Below are 18,357 nucleotides of genomic sequence, written 5' to 3'. Positions count from 1 at the left end.
TTGCTATCTGCTTTTGTAGTCAGTGCTATTCAGATTGAATGGTGAACTTACGCCCGGTAAGTCTTTGCGATAACTCCCTTCGGAAAAACCTTTACCTCGTCCAACTTCAGGTAGAGCGGCATTTGCGCACTTCCGAAGATGGGAAGTCCCGAACCCAATGCAACAGGATGAATGGCCAGGTGGTACTCATCAACGAGGCCTGTGGCAATAAGGCTCTGCATAAATCCCGCGCCGCCAATAGCTACGATCGGTTTCCCCGGCTCAGCTTTAAGTTCCTTGATCCCTGCTGCAAGATCGCCATCGAAAACCCGCGCCCCGGCCCAGGAAGCCACGGCAGGCGACTGTTCCAGCCCGGAATCGATACCTTTAAATCCTTTTTGGGTAAACACAGCCTTGGGAATCTCGTTCATGGGTGCAGCAAAAGGCCCGGTCGCAGCAGGCCAGTAAGGGGCCAACGTTTCAAACGTCTTCCTGCCCATGATGATCAACCCGGCTTGACGGATTTGATCGACACTCCAGGCCGCCGACTCCTCATCTCCGGTTTTGAATACCCAATCTTTCCCGCCATCTGCGGCGCTTACAAAACCATCAATAGAAACCGACATTTTCACGATTAATTTTCGCATAGCTAAGTGATTTGTATCACAAATGTAACCGAGTCTTTCTTCAGGCAACGGGGGCTAAAGCGACAATCTCAAGGGGCAATTGCGACTTGGTTTGTTTTATACCGGCAACTGTTGCTCTTATGATGGGCAGGGGAACAATAATGTGTCCGTTTAAAAATACCTGGACTATCTTTTTAATAAAAAACTGGACCATATTAATGGTCCAGTTAAAAAGTAGTTTTGCTATTCATTCAATATAATTTATGGCAATGGAATACAAAATTAGAAAAGTAGGTTTGGAACACTTAAATGATGCTGCGGAATTATTCAACCTGTACCGGGTTTTCTACCGCCAGGCCGATGATTATGAAAAATGTAAGCAGTTCATACGGGAAAGACTGGACAACGAGCAATCCAATATTTTCCTGGTTTATGTAGAAGATAAAGCGGTGGGATTTGTGCAGCTGTACAAGATGTACCATTACATTAAACTGGCAAAGCAGTGGTTATTGAGTGATTTGTTTGTTCATCCTGACTACAGGGGGAAAGGGTTATCTGTTGCCCTGATAGATCGCAGCAAGCAATGGTGCAACGAAACGGAAGCTTGCGGTTTGATGCTCGAAACGGAAAAGACAAATGATATCGGTAATAAACTCTACCCTCGCTGTGGATTTGAATATGATGGGCAGCATAATTATTACTATTGGTGGAAATAAAACAGAGTGGCGAAACGCTGTCGTTTCGCCACTCTTACGCCATAAGTCGGTTAGTGTTTGAAATAAACCAACAACAGCAAATAGCATTTGCGCTGTTTTTATTAATAGTGAAAATAATTTATATGATTCCGTAATACCCCGAAATAAAATTTGGATGATTGGAGTTTAATATTGTTATATTTAACATTGTATTCACAAACCGATGTTACTTTTGGCGGCTCATGACTGCTAATCATACAGATGATTTACAACTACTTGCCCGCATAAAAGTGGGTGAATCGCGGGCATTTGATCTGTTGTTCGTGAAGTATTATCCCAACTTGTTGCACTTTAGCAGGTCACTATTGCCTTATCCGAGTGATGAGGCGGAAGATGTTGTATTGGAAGTATTCCACCAGTTTTGGCGAAACAGGGATACCATCAACATCCATTCCTCACTTTCCGCCTTTCTATACGTTTCCGTTAAAAACCGCATATACGATTATCGCCGTAAACTAAAGCTCAATACACCCCTGGAAGATATTCACGGCGATACCATGGTCAGCCAGGAAGGCCCGGACCACACCTTAAATTATAAAGAGGCAGCCGAAAATATTGAGAAGCTCATCAGACTGCTCCCTGAACGGATGCAGCTGATCTTCCGGATGAACCGGGAAGATGAACTCAGCTACCAGGAAATTGCGGACCTGTTAGATATCTCCATTAACTCCGTCAAAACCCAGATGTACCGCGCCATTAAATTCTTAAAAGAAACCTACCGATTCGACAGCTCCGTTGTCTAAAAAAATATTTTTTTTCGTTGTCATGATTTGTAATTGTTCTTACGTCTTATAGTAAAAGGACGTATAAATTGAGAGAACAAGAACTTTACCTGTTGGTCACCAGGTACCTATCGGGGCAGACCAGCGACGCGGAGAATGCCTGGCTGATGGATTGGATGACGGCGGATAAACGTCACCAGCAAGACTTCGACGAAATAAAGAGGGTGTGGCAGGAGCATCAGCGCACTACCGACGAACAGGTGGGGCAGGCATTATCTGTTTTGCGGGCGAGGATTGCAGCTGATGAAGAACGTCCTGCGCCGGTTAAATCCAAACGGGTACAATTATATTGGTTTGCAGCAGCAGCCGGCATAATGGGTATGGTACTTACTACCTGGTACCTCTTTACCCCTAAACCTACCAACCAGTTACTTTCTCTAAAAGTTATTACACGCCCGGGTGAGAAAAAGACCATTGTGCTGGAAGACAGCACCAGGGTGGTATTAGGACCCGAAAGTGAACTTTCCTATCCTGCGGCTTTTGCTAAAGACAACAGAACCGTATCAGTAAAAGGACAGGCCTACTTTGAGGTAAGCCAGGCGCCTCATCAGCCGTTTGTAGTAAAAACTTCCCTGTTATCTGTGCAGGTATTGGGTACCCATTTCAATGTACAGGCAGATCCGAAAGCACCCGCCAATACCGTGGCTTTGCTGGAAGGTGCGGTTAAAGTAAAATTGAAAGGAACCAAAACTTACCTGCTCAAGCCGGGGCAGGAGATCTCTGTAGATCGTCAAACCAATCAAATAGCCTTAAATCCACTGGACTCCACGTCGGTATTGGGATGGCAGCAGAATGTGCTGATATTTAAAAATGAAGAATTCGGCAGCGCCGCTGCCAGGATAGAAAAAATGTACGGTGTAAAGATTGTCTTTAATAATGGAGCAGCAGCAGCAACACATCTCTATGCACAATTTAAAAATGAACCGCTGGATGCTGTCATGGAGACCATCTGTACCTCTGGTGTGCTGACCTACCGTCAACAGGGCGACACTATTTATGTAAATATGAAGAAAGGAACTAAATAAAAGAGCCGGTATCTACGAAATGCCGGTGATCGCTGTCAAATTGTTGGAATGTACTTGTATCTGGCGCAGGCCAATTGAATTTAACTACCACCTAAACAACTAAAACTATTGCAACATGAAGACGATGTAAGTCGCTACCAGCGTATGAGTTAAAAAGAAACCGGCATCTACGAAATGCCGGTCGGATCGCTATTAAATTGTTGGAATCTAATTAACGAATTTGCTAATTTATGAAAAAAAAGAGTTATCCTGTATCTCTGATTTTACGTCTTTGCAGACTTTTAACAGTTATTGTACTTTTTTTATGTACCCGGCAGGCATGGGCTGCAAACAGGGTAGGGAATTTGCAGGACCTGTCAAAAGTAAAATGCTCACTGGCTGCGGTGAATATGCCACTCAGCGACGTATTTGATATACTGCAAAAACAAACTGAATTTAATTTTATCTGTGTAGACAATACCAGGCTGCTGACAAGAAAAGTTAACCTGGTGAAACGCGATAAAAGCCTTGCCATCATCCTCGATGAAATTGGCCAGGAGCTAAGCTTCTCCTACCGCCTTTCCGGACATCAAATCATTATTGAACCTTTACGCACCCCTGCCGCAGCAGCGCCTGCACCTGTGCCTGCGCCCCGCCTGGTAAAAGGGCATGTAACAGACGCAAAGAAGGTAGGCCTTCCCGGCGTATCGGTGCTCATTAAAGGTACCCACACAGGTACGATCACCAGCCAGGAAGGCGACTTCTCCATCAAAGCCAATACCGGCGACATACTCGTTTTCAGCTTTATAGGCTTCCTGGTAAAGGAAGTACCCGTAGGTGATGGTGATAAGTACGACGTACAATTGGAAGAAAATTCCAAAGGCTTATCAGAAGTGGTAGTAACGGCTTTGGGTGTAAAGAAGGAGAAAACCAAACTCGGCTACGCGGTGCAGGAAGTACAGGGCGAAAGCCTGGTGAAAGCACGGGAACCCAACCTGGTAAACTCCCTTACCGGTAGGGTAGCAGGTTTGAATATCAAGAACTCCACTGATTTATTCCAGGACCCGGGCATATCATTACGCGGCCGTAAGCCATTGATCGTGATCGACGGGGTGCCCGACCAGACAGCCGATTTCTATAAAGTAAATGCCGACGACGTAGAAAGTATGACCGTTCTGAAAGGCGCCAGTGCTTCCGCATTGTATGGATCTATTGGCCAGAACGGCGCCATCATGATTACTACCAAACGCGGTAAAGGCAAAACATTAAGCGTAGAGATCAATTCCTCCACACAACTGCAACCCAGCTTTATCCGTATCCCTAACGTACAAACCGTTTACGGTGCAGGCTTTAAAGGAAAATATACGTATGTGGACGGATCCGGTGGCGGACCTGAAGGTTCGGGCTGGATCTGGGGACCTAAGCTTGATCAGCGCGATCCCAGCACACCAAGCGGCTATTTCGAAACCCCGCAATTCAATAGTCCTATTGATACGGCCACCGGTAAACGTATTCCGCTGCCATTCATCTCCCGTGGTAAAAATAACGTGAAGGACTTCTTCAATACCGGCGTGGTGGCGAGTAACACCATCAGCATCATGCAAAGCTCCGACAAAGGATCTTTCCGCGCCTCTGCTTCTCATATCTATCAAAAGGGTATTGTACCTAATACCGGTTTGAATAACAGTTCATTTACAGTAGCCGGTAACTACAAATTATCAGATGCATTAACCATGGATGCCCGGCTGAGTTATAATAAGCAGTATACCGACAACTTCCCTGAAACCGGCTATGGTCCTACCAACTACCTCTATAATCTCGTATTATGGACCGGCGCCGATGTAAGTGTAAAAGACCTGCGCAACTATTGGGTACCCGGTAAAGAGGGCATTCAGCAACGTAACTACAACAACTCCTACTACAACAACCCTTATTTCCAGGCATATGAATACCTGCGTGGATACAATAAGGATAATACTTTCGGCTCCCTGAACCTCTCGTATAAGATCAGCCCTGAATTTTCAGTGCAGTTCAGGAATGGTATCAATACGTATGGCCTTAACCGTACCTATAAGGAGCCCAAGAGTTATATCGGCTATGGCAACAAGTCGAGGGGCCAGTTTACCGTGGCAACACAAAACTATTTCGACATTGCTTCTGACCTAATTGGCGACTATAACCATACCTTCTCCAGCAAATTCAAGATCCATGCACAACTTGGCGGATCGAACTATTATCGTAACTACAAGTGGGGAGATGCCAACACAGATGGTTTAACGGTTCCGGGTTTCTATAGTTTAAGCAATTCTGCCAACCCCGTACAGGCCGAGAATTTTGTGGAAGAGAGAAGGACCAGCAGTGCATATGGGGTGATCGACCTCGAATTCCTGAACGCGATCTACCTTTCTGCTACCGGAAGAAATGACATCATCTCCACTTTGCCAACAGAAAACAATAGCTTTTTCTATCCATCTGTCAGCGCCGCGGTAGTCATTTCTCAACTCACTAAGTTGCCGTCATGGGTTACTTTTCTGAAGGTGAGAAGTTCCTGGTCAAGAGTATCCAGCGCTACGCTGAACGATAACAGTTATACTTATAGCTACCTGCCTTCTTTCAATAAAGGTACTATCTGGAATAACATACCCTCTTTAACTTATGGAAACGCTTTGCTGAACAAAAAGTTGATTCCGCAAACCTCGGACAGCTGGGAAGCCGGCGTGGATGCAAAGTTTTTCAACAGCCGGATTGGCATAGAAGCTACCTACTACCAGACCCGCGATTATAATAACATCGTTTCTGTACCAACATCCATTTCCAGCGGTTACAATAGCCAGCTCGCCAATGGCAACGTGTACCAGCGCAAAGGCATAGAACTGGCGCTGACAGGTTCTCCAATACGGGGTAAAGTATTCAACTGGGATGTAGCGGTCAACTTCAGCAAATATCGCCGTTATCTGAAAGAGATCTATGGCAATGCAGAAACCCTGAACTTCCTGCGTGTAGGTGATCGCACCGATAAGATTTTTGCAGATGTATACCAGAAAGATCCGCAGGGCAACATCATCTATGGTAGCAATGGTTTTCCTTTGGATGATGCCTTCTCCCGTTTTATTGGCTATAATGATCCTGACTGGACTTATGGTATGGAAAACAGCTTTAGCTATAAGAACTTCACCTTTAAATTCCTGGTAGATGGCCGTATCGGCGGTATGATGTATTCTACTACCAACCAGAAGATGTGGTGGGGCGGTACTCATCCGGGTACAGTAAATCATTTTCGTGATGAGGCGAATGAAGGTAAATCTACCTATGTGGGTAAAGGCGTAGTGGTAACAGGCGGTGAGGCAACCTACGACAGCTATGGCAACATTGTGAAGGATACCCGTACGTTTGCGCCTAATACCCAGGCGGTGAACTATATCGATTATATGACCAACACCAGCAATGGCGCCAACAATAACTACAATTATTTTTCACAGACTTTCCTGAAGCTTCGTGAGGTAACGCTTACTTATCAATTCCCATCGTCGTGGCTGCACAGGTCATTTATTAAAGGTGCTACCGTATCCTTTGTGGGCCGCAACCTATTGCTGTTCTCCAAAATGCCGAATGTAGACCCGGATCCTGCTGCGGATAACTTGCAGACGCCGTCTACTCGCTCTATGGGTATCAATTTTAATATTAAGTTTTAATGCGCTGGTTTATGAAAAAAATCGTCTTTATATTATTAAGTATCCTTGTCATACAATCGGGATGTAAAAAATTCAGCGAATTCCAGACAGACCCTAACAAGTCTACCATCGCTACGCCCGACCTGTTATTGAATGCGATCATACAGAATGCTTTTCAGTCTACCACCATCAGTGCTGCACTTGCCTGTCGCCAGATGGTGTACACGGATGCTTCCAACGTCAACCAATATTATGGCTGGAACAGAGCCGGCTTTGATGCCTATGGCAGCTTGCGCCAGGTGTTGAAGATGGAGCAGGCGGCCACCGCACAAAGCAAACCTGAATACCAGCCGTTGGCCAAATTTTTTCGCGCCTGGTATTTCCTGCAGCTCACCCAAACCTTTGGCGATGTGCCCTATTCCAGCGCACTGAAAGGGGATAATGGGATAGGCGCTCCTGCCTACGACAAACAGGAAGATATTTATCTCAACATCCTGGATGATCTGAATGCGGCCAATAGCCTCATTTCTACCAGCACTACTGCTGTACAGGGTGATATTCTCTACAGCGGCAACATGCAGCAATGGAAACGTGCTATCAATGCTTTGTCGCTGCGTGTATTGATGAGTTTATCACTGAAGGAGGGAAAGTCTAAGATTGACGTGAAAAAGCGGTTTGCAGATATTGTGAACAACCCCACTACTTATCCGCTGCCTGCGGGCAACGACGATAATGTGGCCCTGAAGTTCTACGACCTGCAAGGGAATCGCTATCCATACTTCAATAACAACGACTTACAAACGGCTGATTACATGGAAGAGAGTTTTGTGAATCTTCTGAAAGGACTCAAAGATGCGCGACTGTTCAGCTTTGCAGACAAGGCCCCTAAATTCGCCGCCTTACCGGCTACTGATTTCAATGCCTATGGTGGTGCAAAAGCGAGCGCGCCGGTGAATGAAAATAACGCGCGCACCGTTGCGGGAGAAGTGTCTAAAATTAATCCACGGTTTTACAATAACCCGGTAAACGAACAAAGTATTGCCCTGGGATATCCGGAGTTGCAGTTCATCCTTGCTGAAGGGGTGCTGAGAGGCTGGATCAGCGGTACGGCCAGCGACTACTACGAAAAAGGTATCCGCGCATCTATGGCTTTTTACAAGATTGACCAGGCGGCTATTGATAGTTATGTTGCACAGACTGCTGTAAAACTATCCCCCACCGATGGCCTACGCCAGGTGATTACGCAGAAATATATTGCCGCATTCTTTAACAGCGGCTGGCAGCCGTTCTACGAACAACGCAGAACAGGGTTTCCTGTATTTGATGTTTCCGGTGCAGGAATGCTTAACAACAATAAAATACCTAAAAGATGGATGTACCCGGAGAGCGAGTTGCAGCTGAACAAAGACCATGTACAGGCAGCTGTTACCAGCCAGTACCCGGAAGGTGACAACATCAATGGCGTTATGTGGCTGATTAAACCGTAGAAATTTTATAAAGTATAAATAGGCTACGCTGCATCCATACCGGTGCGGCGTAGCCGTTAAAACAGTATAGCAATGAATAAATGGACAAAATCACTGGCAATTGTATTCCTGGCTTTTCAGTCTGGCGTATATGCACAAAATGTTAGAAAGACGGTCTTTGTAATTGCAGATGGTATCCCTGCAGATGTAATAGAACGTTTGGAGCTTCCCAACATTAAAAGGATTATCAACGACGGTACCTATACCCGGATGCATGTGGGCGGCGATAAAAATTCGTACAATGAAACGCCCACTATTTCTGCGGTGGGCTACAATAGCCTGTTGACCGGCACCTGGGTGAACAAACATAATGTACCCGATAACGATATTACGGCGCCGAATTACAACTATCAGAACATTTTCCGCCTGTTTAAAGCGCAGTATCCTGGTAAAAAGACGGCGATATTTTCCAGCTGGCAGGACAACCGTACCAAGTTGATCGGACATGAACTGCCCGCAGCAGGCAACGTAAAGATGGATTATTTTTTTGATGGCTATGAGCTGGATACGATCCACTATCAGCATGACAGGGCACATCAGTTCATGCACCGTATTGATGAAAAAGTCGTAGACGAGGCGACGGCCACCATCAGGAAAAATGCACCGGACTTATCATGGGTGTACCTGGAATATACGGATGATATGGGGCATATGCATGGCGACAGTCCTGAATTTGAAGCAGCCGTTAAGATGCTGGACGTACAGATGGGCAAACTGTATGATGCTATTCAATATCGTAAGAAACAGTTTAAGGAAGACTGGCTGTTAGTGATCACTACGGATCATGGCAGGGACGAGAAGACCGGTAAGGGCCATGGGGGACAGTCGCTGCGCCAGCGAACCACCTGGATGGTAACGAATTACAAGCCGTTGAATGCTTATGCTACCCGCTACCGGCCGGCTATCGTGGATATCATGCCCACGATCAATCGTTATATGAATATTAAGGTGCCGCAAGACGTGCAGCGGGAAATTGACGGTACACCGCTCATTGGGAAGGTATCCATCTCCCAGGCGCTGGTTAACAGCGTGCAGGGACATCTTGATATTACCTGGAAGGCATTGGAGCCGGCAGGAAAGGTGAAGATCTGGTTAACCACCACTAATGATTTTAAAGCAGGTAAGGCGGATCAATATCACCTGGTAGGCGAAGTACCGGTAACCAGTCAGCATGCCTGGATCGATGTTAAAGATTATCCTTCAGATTATTACAAGATAGTACTGGAAGCTCCGGAAAACACGCTGAACCAGTGGATAACAAAGGAGGCTAAAAAATAAGATCTTAATTCGGGGCGCTCTGCGTCCCGAATTATTAATATCATTATCTCAGTTCATATTAAATGACTTCCGGAATTCCAGTGGTGTAAGGGAGGTTTTGCTTTTGAACAGCTTACTAAATGACTGGGTATGCTCAAAGCCCAAATGATAAGCTATCTCGCTAATGCTAAGGTCAGTGATGGACAACTGCTCTTTGGCTACATCTATTAATTTATCATGGATAAACTGCTGCGCTGTTTGCCCTGTTAAGGCTTTGAGCATGGTGCTTAAATATTTCGGTGACAGGTGTAGCCTTTCCGCGAAATACTGTACGGTAGGCAGGCCTTTTGTACTGGCGATATCATCATTGAAATAGGCTGCAAATAACAATTCCAGTTGTTCCAGCATCTGGTGGCCGGCCCGTTTCCGGGTAATAAACTGGCGATTGTAATACCGCTCAGCGTATTTAAGCAATGTTTCGATCTGTGAAATAATAATTCCCTGGCTGAATTTGTCGATATTCGTATGATACTCCCGCCTGATGTTACTGATGATATCCATCATGGTATCTTCTTCCTTTTTGGATACAAACAGCGCCTCATGGATGGTATAGCTGAAATACTCATAGTGCTTTATTGCTTTAGCCAAAGATGTATTCCAAAGAAAATCCGGGTGAATGAGCAACATCCAGCCGGATCTGTCGGAAGGTGAGCCAGTCGTGGGTTCTATGCGGAAAACCTGTCCCGGAGCGATAAAGAACATAACGCCTTCGTCAAAATCATAGGTCTGTTGGCCGTACTTTACTTTGCCGCCGATATTTTTTTTAAGTGATATCAAATAGAAGTCAAGCGTCCAGCTGCAGTCGAAGTATTCCTGCTGCAACTGTACATCCGCATAATCTACCACACTGATTAAGGGGTGTTCCGGAGGAGGAAGGTTCCGGGTTTGATGAAACTCCTTAATGGTCCTTAATTTTTGAATAGTCCCCATGCGTTTAAATTTTCGGTAAGGTTATTAGGCAATGAATCCCACTCATCTTACGGTATACTTTATCCGAAGTTAAAAAATACTTTTAATAGCACCGTTGCGTGGCTACCGCCATTTCCATTTGCCTGGCGCCAGCAGCCAGAGAGTCGGCGCCAGGCTGAAGATATAGGGGGACTTATTGCCTGTTATACGCGGCTGCAAAATCTTTGACAAAGTCTTTCAGTTTTACCTGACCCAACAAAGGTTTGTGTTGGTTGTAGTCTTCGTAGAGTTGACCGCTACCCTGGCTTTCCTGTAGTTCAACAAAGCCCTTAGCTACCTGCTCATTAAAGCCAATGCTTAGCCAGCCATCCAGCAGCTGTTGGCTTGGAATAACGCGCCATTGTAAGTCGGGTTTGCCGATGGCTTCGCCTAATGCCCGGGCAATTTCATTGGGTGACACCTCATCGCTGGCCACGTAGCGTATTGCTTTGCCCTCAAATGGTGTGTCTACCTCCTCGGCAATAACAGCAGCTATATCTTTCGGGGAAACCCAGGGCTCTTTGACATCACCGCCGTAGTTGGAAATGATGGCTCCCTGGGACTTGATCGTGTGAATGAGCGAAAACAGGTTGATATAGAAGCTGACCGGGCGAATAAATTTGATAGCTATATCAGCCGGCAGTTGCCGGAGTATGGTTTCTACCTCATAGTGGAAACGAATAATGCCTGTGCCTTTATCCGTATGCGCGCCGATACTGCTGAGATGTATTACCTTTTTTACGCCGGAGCGTTCCACGGCTTCTTTATAATTTTGACCGATTTGGGCAATACCGCTGATAAAGTCGACCGATGTATCGAACATATCGCCTACCGCTTCCATTGTTTCCATCAGGTAAACAATATCAGCACCTTTGAAGGTTTCCGCCAGGAAATCCACGTCCTGCAATTTGCCTATGGCTGCTTTCGCACCAAGGAGCTCAATATCTTCCTGACGGGCAGCATTACTGCTGATAACAGTAACGGTATGGCCGTTATTTACCAATGTGGCTGTAAGAGGCTTTCCGATGTTTCCAAGCGAGCCTGTGAGTACAATCTTCATGATCGTGTTTTTTTGTTGACTCAAAAGTCCGAACAATGAATAAGACGGATGTAGCCAAAAGTCGCAACGTTGTAGCCAAAAGGAGCCAATGTGATATTATGGGGTTTGCCGGAAATCATTAAACAATTTGGTGTTACCCATCATATACTTTTTCTGCGTAGGAAGAATTGGGTTTGAAAAATACTTTGTTGGTATGTTTGAACATATTTATAAATATTGTAACTTTCATGAGATGTTAGTATACCGTTATGAAATAGATCGGGTATTTCTCATCCTTCCCGTTATGTTCCAGCCCATTTTACGAAATCAGTAAGAATTAATTACTAAAGCAAACACATTATGCCAAAATCTACATTTAAATGTGTAAGACGCCATTGTGGGAAAATGGTAGTAGCAGGCGCCGTTCTGTTACTATTGCAACAATCGGCAAAGGCCCAGGGTTGTGTGGCCATCCGCAGTACAGGTACTGTATGTATGAAACCTCAGGCCGAAACAGGGCCGGGGTGGCAGGTAAATATGTTGTACCGGTATTTTAAATCTTTCCGTCATTTTGTCGGAACAGAAGAACAAAAAGAACGGTTGGAGCAGCATACGGAAGTGATCAACTGGCAGCATACGCTGGATCTGTCGCTGGTGCGTGTGTTTAACAGCAGGTGGTCCCTGGCGGTTAACGTTCCTGTGCTGGCCAACACCAGGTCGTCGCTGTACGAGCACTATGGCAACAACAGCAAGAGCCCAAATGCACGCCAGCAAACCCACTCATTTGGTATAGGCGATATCCGTTTTGCTGTGTACCGCTGGCTATTGAATCCTGCCAGGGCGATGAAGGGAAATATACAGGCGGGGCTGGGGCTTAAATTGCCCACGGGAGACTACCAATTCCAGGATTATTTTGTTAAAAACGACAGCACCAGGATACTGGGCCCGGTTGATCAGTCGATACAATTGGGTGACGGTGGTACCGGTTTTACAACAGAATTGAATGGCTATTACAATTTCTCTCACCGGCTTAGTATGTATGGAAGTTTTTACTACCTGTTTAATCCAAGAGAACAAAATGGGGTGTCTACAGCCAGGGGCGGTACGGCATCGGCGGGCGCCATACAATATGGAACGGCTGTTATGAGTGTACCTGATCAATACATGGTGCGTTTGGGCGCAAATTATTCACTGGAGCACCTTACCGTATCAGCGGGTATTCGTAGAGAATGTATTCCGGCGAAGGACCTCATCGGCGGTAGCAGCGGATTTCGCCGCCCAGGCTATGTTGTTTCTGCAGAGCCGGGACTGAGTTATAAATTCAGGAACCTGGGGCTTTTTGCAACGGTGCCCATGGCATTGAAACGCAACCGTACGCAAAGCTATGGCGACAAATTACAAACCCAGGCCACCGGTGTATATAAACAGGGCGATGCGGCGTTTGCCGATTATTCCGTTAATATCGGAATGTCTATTAAACTTTAATGAATAAGCAGCTATTAAAAAGCCTCCCGGAAAATTTGTACCGGGAGGCTTTCTTTTTTTGACTTGAATTTAATGTGGACTCGAGACAGATGTATGCTGGTAGGTGATCATTGATAACCCGGATTTTGTTTGATGGCGTCATGACTTTTCTTTATTTCTTCCCGTGGAATGGGCAATAGATAGTAGTAGTCGCCTTTCCATGGTGCTCTTACTTCGGCGGCATCAATGACGCCATAGGTATATGACAGTTTGCCTGTTAAATCACCAGGTTGAGCGCCGGTCCAATCCATTTTCACACTGGTTAACCCGCGGATAGGAATATCAATATTTCCCGGAGCCGCTTTCCAACGCATCAGGTCAAAGAAGCGGTGATCTTCCAGGTGTAGTTCGATAGCCCGTTCGTTCCTGTATGCTCTTACCAGTTCAGCGCCCGAGCTGGTAATGTCAGGCATATTCACTGAAGGTCTTTTTCGTACCTTATTGATATAATCCCTTGCCACTGCCTCATTGCCGAGAGCCATCTCAATTTCTGCATAGTTGAGATAAAATTCTGCCAACCTGAGAAAAACAATGGCCTGGGAATAATCATAGTCGAAGCTTGCACGGGGGCCATTGAAATCACAGAGCCTTCTGAAGGTATAGCCTGTTTGCACTCTCCAGTGGAATGGGGTGAAGCCTTTTACCCAATAGGTTTTGGAGTCGCGTCCAAAATCATAAAGTGTTTGTCCGTTTTTAGGATCTACCTTATTAGGATTGGCATAAGGTGCTGCATTGTCCGGATTAGGATTGGCATCTTCCCAGTATTCGTATGTTCTTACCGTACTTTTTGCCCCATCATTGATGGTAAAAGGACCTGCGCCAGGATAGATAATATCACTGTAATACCTGGGATCCCTGTTTTTGTTGGGTTGTTGCGGATCATATCCGGAAGCGGGATTAACCGTAACCCCGTCTGCCAGGTAGGGATATTGCCCGTTAGTCATCTGGAACATATTCACAAATGTTTGCGTAGGCATAATGCGCTGCCGGGCATCAAATCCACTGGGCCAGTAATCGTAGTTAAAACCCCAGTCTGGTACCCTGGTGCCAGGTGTAAAGGATTTCCCCAGGATGATTTCATCCATTTTCAGTGGCCTGGTAAACAGGTCTTCATGCGTAGGATGCAGTGTGAAACTCAGGTCAAGTACAGCTTTGGTAGCTGTTTCAGCAGCCTGCCACTTGGTTTTGTCGTTGGAGGGATTATTGAGTGGACTCGCCATATACAACAGCACCCTTGCTTTTAAAGCCATGGCGGCAGCTTTGGTTATTTTTCCTCCCGCCGGGGCCACATTCTTTAACAGCGTGATGGCCTGCTCGCATTCATCCAGGATAAATTTTGAGCACTCATCGTATGTATTCCTGGGCACATCAAGATTGGCATCGTCGAGTTTGTAGCTTTTGGTGATGATGGGTACGCCGCCAAATGTTTTTGTGAGCTCAAAGTACATCCACGCCCGTAAGAAATGCATTTCCCCTTTCATGGGATCTAGTACGGTGGCATCAAAGGACGAAGTGGCTGTTTTCTCAAAGAACACATTTGCTTTCCTGATATACCCGTATTCCTCATTCCAGATGTTGGTTAGATCTGTGATATTATCAGGAGAAATAGTTCCCTGGATATACTGACGGATACCAGCTGCTTTATCGTGTGTTTCAGGCTGGGAAACGGCAACATCCGTCAGGGTTTCGAATCCGCCGGTGCCGGGATACCAGATGGGTTTCATGCCATTGTATACGCCATATACATAGTTCTGGAGAAAAGTGGCATCGGAGAAGACCGCATCATCCGTAAGTTTATCCAAAGGCTTTTTATCCAGCAGATCCCTATTGCACGAAATAGTATTTGCTGCTATGCCGGCAAGCAGGAAGATGGAGATTTTCGCAGCCTGTTTATGTAATAATTTCAATGATTTCATAATGAATTTTTAGAAAGTAAGATTAGCTCCGAAACTAAATGTTCTCATGTTGGGATAGCCGCCGCCGTTACTAAGTACGAATTCGGGATCGCCGGCACCATATTTCTTCAGGTTGTTGAACAACATGAATATGTTGTCGCCAGATGCATACACCCGCAAACCGGAGATTTTGGCTTTCGATAGCAAATTTTTTGGAAGATTGTATCCCAGTTCGGCGGACTTTAAACGGGCCCACACAGCTTTGTGGTAGTAGAAGTCGGCGTCTTCTGCGGCTACACCGTTAGGAGCAATCATGGGAAGTACGGCATTGGTATTCTTTAATGAATAGGAGTTCAGGGCCACGTATTCAAGACCGTTTCCTCCTGCGCCTGAATTAAACGCATTGCTTAATCTCCATTTGGCGCCTGTTTGTCCCTGTAGCAACACGGTGAGGTCAAAGTTGCCATAATCGAATCCGATAGTTAAGCCAAACTGCGTTTTAGGAAAGGCAGTAGCATCGAACCTGTATTTGTCATTCACATCAATTTTGCCATCATGGTTCAGATCCTCAAATATCAGCCCGCCGGCGGTAGCGCCGGGATAGCTGGGATATTTACTGATATCGCTCTGTGACCTGTAGATACCGATGGCTTTATACACCAATATGGAACCCAGCGGATTGCCTTCCAGTTTCTGATAGGGCTGCGCCTGCGGTGTTTCGTCGAAGAAGATGATCTTATTTTTGCTATAGGAAATATTAGCATTGGTTCTGAAACCCAGGCGTCCAAAATTCTGCCGGTAGCCTGCTTGCACATCAAATCCCTTGCTGTTCATTTTACCAATGTTTTCATCTGGCAATGCGAGACCGGTATATCCGGGAACAGAGGCTTGTCGCTTACCCAGGATATGGGACGTTTGTGTGTTGTAAACATCGAACTCGAAGGTTAACCGATTATTTAAGAATCCTGTTTCCAAACCAAGGTCCGTTGTTTCACTTACTTCCCAGGTAATGCGTGGATTGGGGGTTTGGGTAGGGGATATTCCCTGTACATCTGATCCGTTCACCACCCAGCCTGGTGCATAGCCATAGGCGCCTAAGTATTGGAAGGGATTTACGCGGTCGTTACCCAACTGGCCCCAGGAAGCTCTTAATTTCAGGTTGCTGAATATATGCTTCGGTATAAAGGATTCCTGACTGAGCACCCATCCTGCAGATGCCTGGGGGAAAAATCCAAACCTGCTTTCTTTAGGAAAGATGGTTGATCCATCATACCGGGCGCTGAAACCAAACAGGTATTTGCTTTTGTATTCATAGTTCACACGACCAAAATAATTCCGGCGGGCAGACTCGCTGGCGCCTCCATCGTTATTCCAGTTTTGCCGGTCGGTGCTTCCCGCAGAGATCTGGTCAATTAATGGCGAAGCATAGCCCAGGCGGCTGGTCCAGAAAAAGTTGTCTTTGTATGCCATTTGCTCATAAGCAATAAAGGCATTTATTTTATGGTCTTTGATGATGGTGTTGTAAGAGAGCTTTATGTTTCCCGTAACAGACTGGCTTTGTGTGAAATTTTCCTTCAGCCCGATATCTTCTACTGACCTTGATTTCTTCTTTACTATTTCTCCGGGGTTGGCGCCTCTTTCATAGTAAAACCAGGTGTAGTTGAAAACCTTGTCGTAGTTCAGGGTTTTGACAACAGCAGCAAAACCATCTAATGACAGGCCTTTCAGAAATGGCATATTGTATTTGAAACGAATGGTACCATTGGTAACATCTGCCTGGTAACGCTGGTATCCGGGGCTGAGTAACCTTGCTGCAGGGTTTAGCTGCGACCATCCTTCACCGGGGTAGCGATAGTCGCCACCAATATAGGCTTCCTGTAAAGGGCTGGTATTGGCGAAGTAGGATATTTGTCCTGAGCCTCCTTGTGGGGTCTGGGTGTTTTTTTGCCGATAGGCAAGATCCAGGCCTACTTCGAGATCTTCCGTTACAGAAACGTCTACGTTGCTTCTTACGTTATATTGCCTCAGTTTTGTTTTATCATCACCCCGTAGAATGCCCCCCTGTCCGGCGGTTCCGAGCGACAAGAAGTACTTCACCCTGTCTGTTCCACCTCTCATGGTAAGCGACTGTCTGGATTGCTTGGCAGGAGGTGCTACCAGAGCCTTGTACCAGTCTTCCGGCCTTCTGGTCCCATTTTTAAACGCATTCACCAAATCATCCGGAAAATCGGGTGGCGTTCCTTCCAGCGCTCTTCTTTCGTTGAGCACATTCATGTATTCAAAAACGTTGGCCGATCTTACTTTCATGGTAGGCGACTGGTAGGATTGTGTTGTGCTGAAATCGAAAGTGGGCTTGCCGCTTCTTCCCCGTTTGGTGGTAACGAGGATAACACCTCCCGCTGATTGTGCCCCATAAACTGCGGCAGAGGCATCTTTTAATACGGATATAGACTCAATGTCATTGGGATCCAACCGGTTTAATCCGTCCGGATCGGCGTTGGCTACCCCATCAATTACGATTAGTGCAGAGCTGTTGCGGTATGTTTTAGGACCGCGTACCAGTATTTCTGCATCGTCAAAACCCGGTGCTGCGCTTCGTTGGTTAACAAATACGCCTGCCAGGCGGCCAGACAAGGAGTTAGACATAGAAACGGCAGTAGATTTCTTAATCTCAGCACCGGATACCTGTACCACCGCATTGGTGAGTTCTTTCTTTTTCTGGGTGCCATATCCTACCACTACCACATCGTTGAGGTTTTTTGAAAGCGTTTCCAATTTTACATCGATAGCAGACAAGGCGCCTACCTTCACTTCCCGGGGCAGGTAACCGATGAAAGAGAACACAATTATACTGTTGGCATCCTTTACTTTGAGGGTGTACCGGCCGTCTTTATCCGACACGGTGCCGTTGCCGGTGCCTTTTTCGGAGATGCTAACGCCTGGCAGTGGCTCCCCCTTTTCCCCGGTTACCTGTCCTTTGACAACCCGGTCTGCAATGCCCACAGTTTTTCGTTTGGTGGAAATATCCGGCGCTATGCCCGGAGGGGAGTGTTTGTCATTGGCCCATAAGGGGGTACACAGAAGACTTTGCAGCGTAATCCAGCAAAGCGTGTATTTGGCTTTGTGCCAAACACCTGGAAGTAGTGTCGATTTCATAATCGTGGTTTAATTTTTTTGCTATCACCCTGTTTCCAGGGAGCAAGATTTTGGTGATTTTATAGGTGATGTTGTAGGTAATGCGTCAGCCTCAGTTTCTTACAGGTGCGGGTTTCAAAAAAAACGGATGATCTA

General features: G+C 46.1%; 12 protein-coding genes. 7 read left to right on the top strand and 5 right to left on the bottom strand.

Annotated features, from left to right (window positions below):
* Positions 1–47: 47 nt before the first annotated feature.
* Positions 48–626 (bottom strand): dihydrofolate reductase family protein, encoded by a 579-nt coding sequence (locus tag FHW36_RS19140; protein ID WP_145671177.1) that lies wholly within the window; start codon positions 624–626, stop codon positions 48–50.
* Between the two features lie 248 nt (positions 627–874).
* Here FHW36_RS19140 and FHW36_RS19135 point away from each other — a divergent pair, with 248 nt between their 5' ends.
* The 6 genes from FHW36_RS19135 (at position 875) to FHW36_RS19110 (ending at position 9,621) form a co-directional block, all read left to right on the top strand.
* Positions 875–1,321, top strand: coding sequence for a GNAT family N-acetyltransferase (locus FHW36_RS19135; protein WP_145671176.1), 447 nt, complete (start codon positions 875–877; stop codon positions 1,319–1,321).
* 221 nt (positions 1,322–1,542) lie between these two features.
* Positions 1,543–2,103, top strand: coding sequence for an RNA polymerase sigma factor (locus FHW36_RS19130; RefSeq protein ID WP_145671175.1), 561 nt, complete (start codon positions 1,543–1,545; stop codon positions 2,101–2,103).
* A gap of 68 nt (positions 2,104–2,171) precedes the next feature.
* Complete coding sequence (locus FHW36_RS19125) at positions 2,172–3,167, top strand: FecR family protein (RefSeq protein WP_145671174.1); 996 nt, start codon at positions 2,172–2,174, stop codon at positions 3,165–3,167.
* A 344-nt stretch (positions 3,168–3,511) separates the two neighbouring features.
* Entirely contained in the window at positions 3,512–6,838 is a 3,327-nt protein-coding gene (locus FHW36_RS19120; protein WP_246121190.1) for a SusC/RagA family TonB-linked outer membrane protein, read from the top strand.
* An 11-nt stretch (positions 6,839–6,849) separates the two neighbouring features.
* Positions 6,850–8,304, top strand: coding sequence for a SusD/RagB family nutrient-binding outer membrane lipoprotein (locus tag FHW36_RS19115; RefSeq protein WP_246121189.1), 1,455 nt, complete (start codon positions 6,850–6,852; stop codon positions 8,302–8,304).
* Positions 8,305–8,376: 72 nt separating this feature from the next.
* Positions 8,377–9,621 (top strand): alkaline phosphatase family protein, encoded by a 1,245-nt coding sequence (locus tag FHW36_RS19110; RefSeq protein ID WP_145671171.1) that lies wholly within the window; start codon positions 8,377–8,379, stop codon positions 9,619–9,621.
* Between the two features lie 48 nt (positions 9,622–9,669).
* Here FHW36_RS19110 and FHW36_RS19105 read toward each other — a convergent pair whose 3' ends face one another.
* Positions 9,670–10,590 carry a helix-turn-helix domain-containing protein gene (locus tag FHW36_RS19105; RefSeq protein ID WP_145671170.1) on the bottom strand — a complete coding sequence of 307 codons (921 nt, stop codon included), beginning with the start codon at positions 10,588–10,590 and terminating at the stop codon, positions 9,670–9,672.
* Positions 10,591–10,762: 172 nt separating this feature from the next.
* A complete protein-coding gene (locus tag FHW36_RS19100) occupies positions 10,763–11,668 on the bottom strand; it encodes an NmrA family NAD(P)-binding protein (protein ID WP_145671169.1) in 906 nt (301 codons plus the stop codon).
* A gap of 339 nt (positions 11,669–12,007) precedes the next feature.
* Between FHW36_RS19100 and FHW36_RS19095 the strand changes: the two genes are divergently transcribed.
* Entirely contained in the window at positions 12,008–13,132 is a 1,125-nt protein-coding gene (locus tag FHW36_RS19095; protein WP_246121188.1) for a transporter, read from the top strand.
* Positions 13,133–13,239: 107 nt separating this feature from the next.
* Here FHW36_RS19095 and FHW36_RS19090 read toward each other — a convergent pair whose 3' ends face one another.
* Positions 13,240–15,087 carry a RagB/SusD family nutrient uptake outer membrane protein gene (locus FHW36_RS19090; RefSeq protein ID WP_145671168.1) on the bottom strand — a complete coding sequence of 616 codons (1,848 nt, stop codon included), beginning with the start codon at positions 15,085–15,087 and terminating at the stop codon, positions 13,240–13,242.
* A gap of 9 nt (positions 15,088–15,096) precedes the next feature.
* Positions 15,097–18,222 carry a SusC/RagA family TonB-linked outer membrane protein gene (locus tag FHW36_RS19085; protein WP_145671167.1) on the bottom strand — a complete coding sequence of 1,042 codons (3,126 nt, stop codon included), beginning with the start codon at positions 18,220–18,222 and terminating at the stop codon, positions 15,097–15,099.
* Positions 18,223–18,357: the final 135 nt, after the last annotated feature.

This window comes from Chitinophaga polysaccharea (assembly GCF_007829335.1).
GTDB lineage: Bacteria > Bacteroidota > Bacteroidia > Chitinophagales > Chitinophagaceae > Chitinophaga > Chitinophaga polysaccharea_B.
This window is presented reverse-complemented; position numbering and strand designations above follow the sequence as displayed.

Coding starts and splice junctions, on each gene's coding strand:
- FHW36_RS19140 (WP_145671177.1), bottom strand. CDS start 626: ATGCGAAAATTAATCGTGAAAATGTCGGTTTCTATTGATGGTTTTGTA.
- FHW36_RS19135 (WP_145671176.1), top strand. CDS start 875: ATGGAATACAAAATTAGAAAAGTAGGTTTGGAACACTTAAATGATGCT.
- FHW36_RS19130 (WP_145671175.1), top strand. CDS start 1,543: ATGACTGCTAATCATACAGATGATTTACAACTACTTGCCCGCATAAAA.
- FHW36_RS19115 (WP_246121189.1), top strand. CDS start 6,850: ATGAAAAAAATCGTCTTTATATTATTAAGTATCCTTGTCATACAATCG.
- FHW36_RS19110 (WP_145671171.1), top strand. CDS start 8,377: ATGAATAAATGGACAAAATCACTGGCAATTGTATTCCTGGCTTTTCAG.
- FHW36_RS19105 (WP_145671170.1), bottom strand. CDS start 10,590: ATGGGGACTATTCAAAAATTAAGGACCATTAAGGAGTTTCATCAAACC.
- FHW36_RS19100 (WP_145671169.1), bottom strand. CDS start 11,668: ATGAAGATTGTACTCACAGGCTCGCTTGGAAACATCGGAAAGCCTCTT.
- FHW36_RS19095 (WP_246121188.1), top strand. CDS start 12,008: ATGCCAAAATCTACATTTAAATGTGTAAGACGCCATTGTGGGAAAATG.
- FHW36_RS19090 (WP_145671168.1), bottom strand. CDS start 15,087: ATGAAATCATTGAAATTATTACATAAACAGGCTGCGAAAATCTCCATC.
- FHW36_RS19085 (WP_145671167.1), bottom strand. CDS start 18,222: ATGAAATCGACACTACTTCCAGGTGTTTGGCACAAAGCCAAATACACG.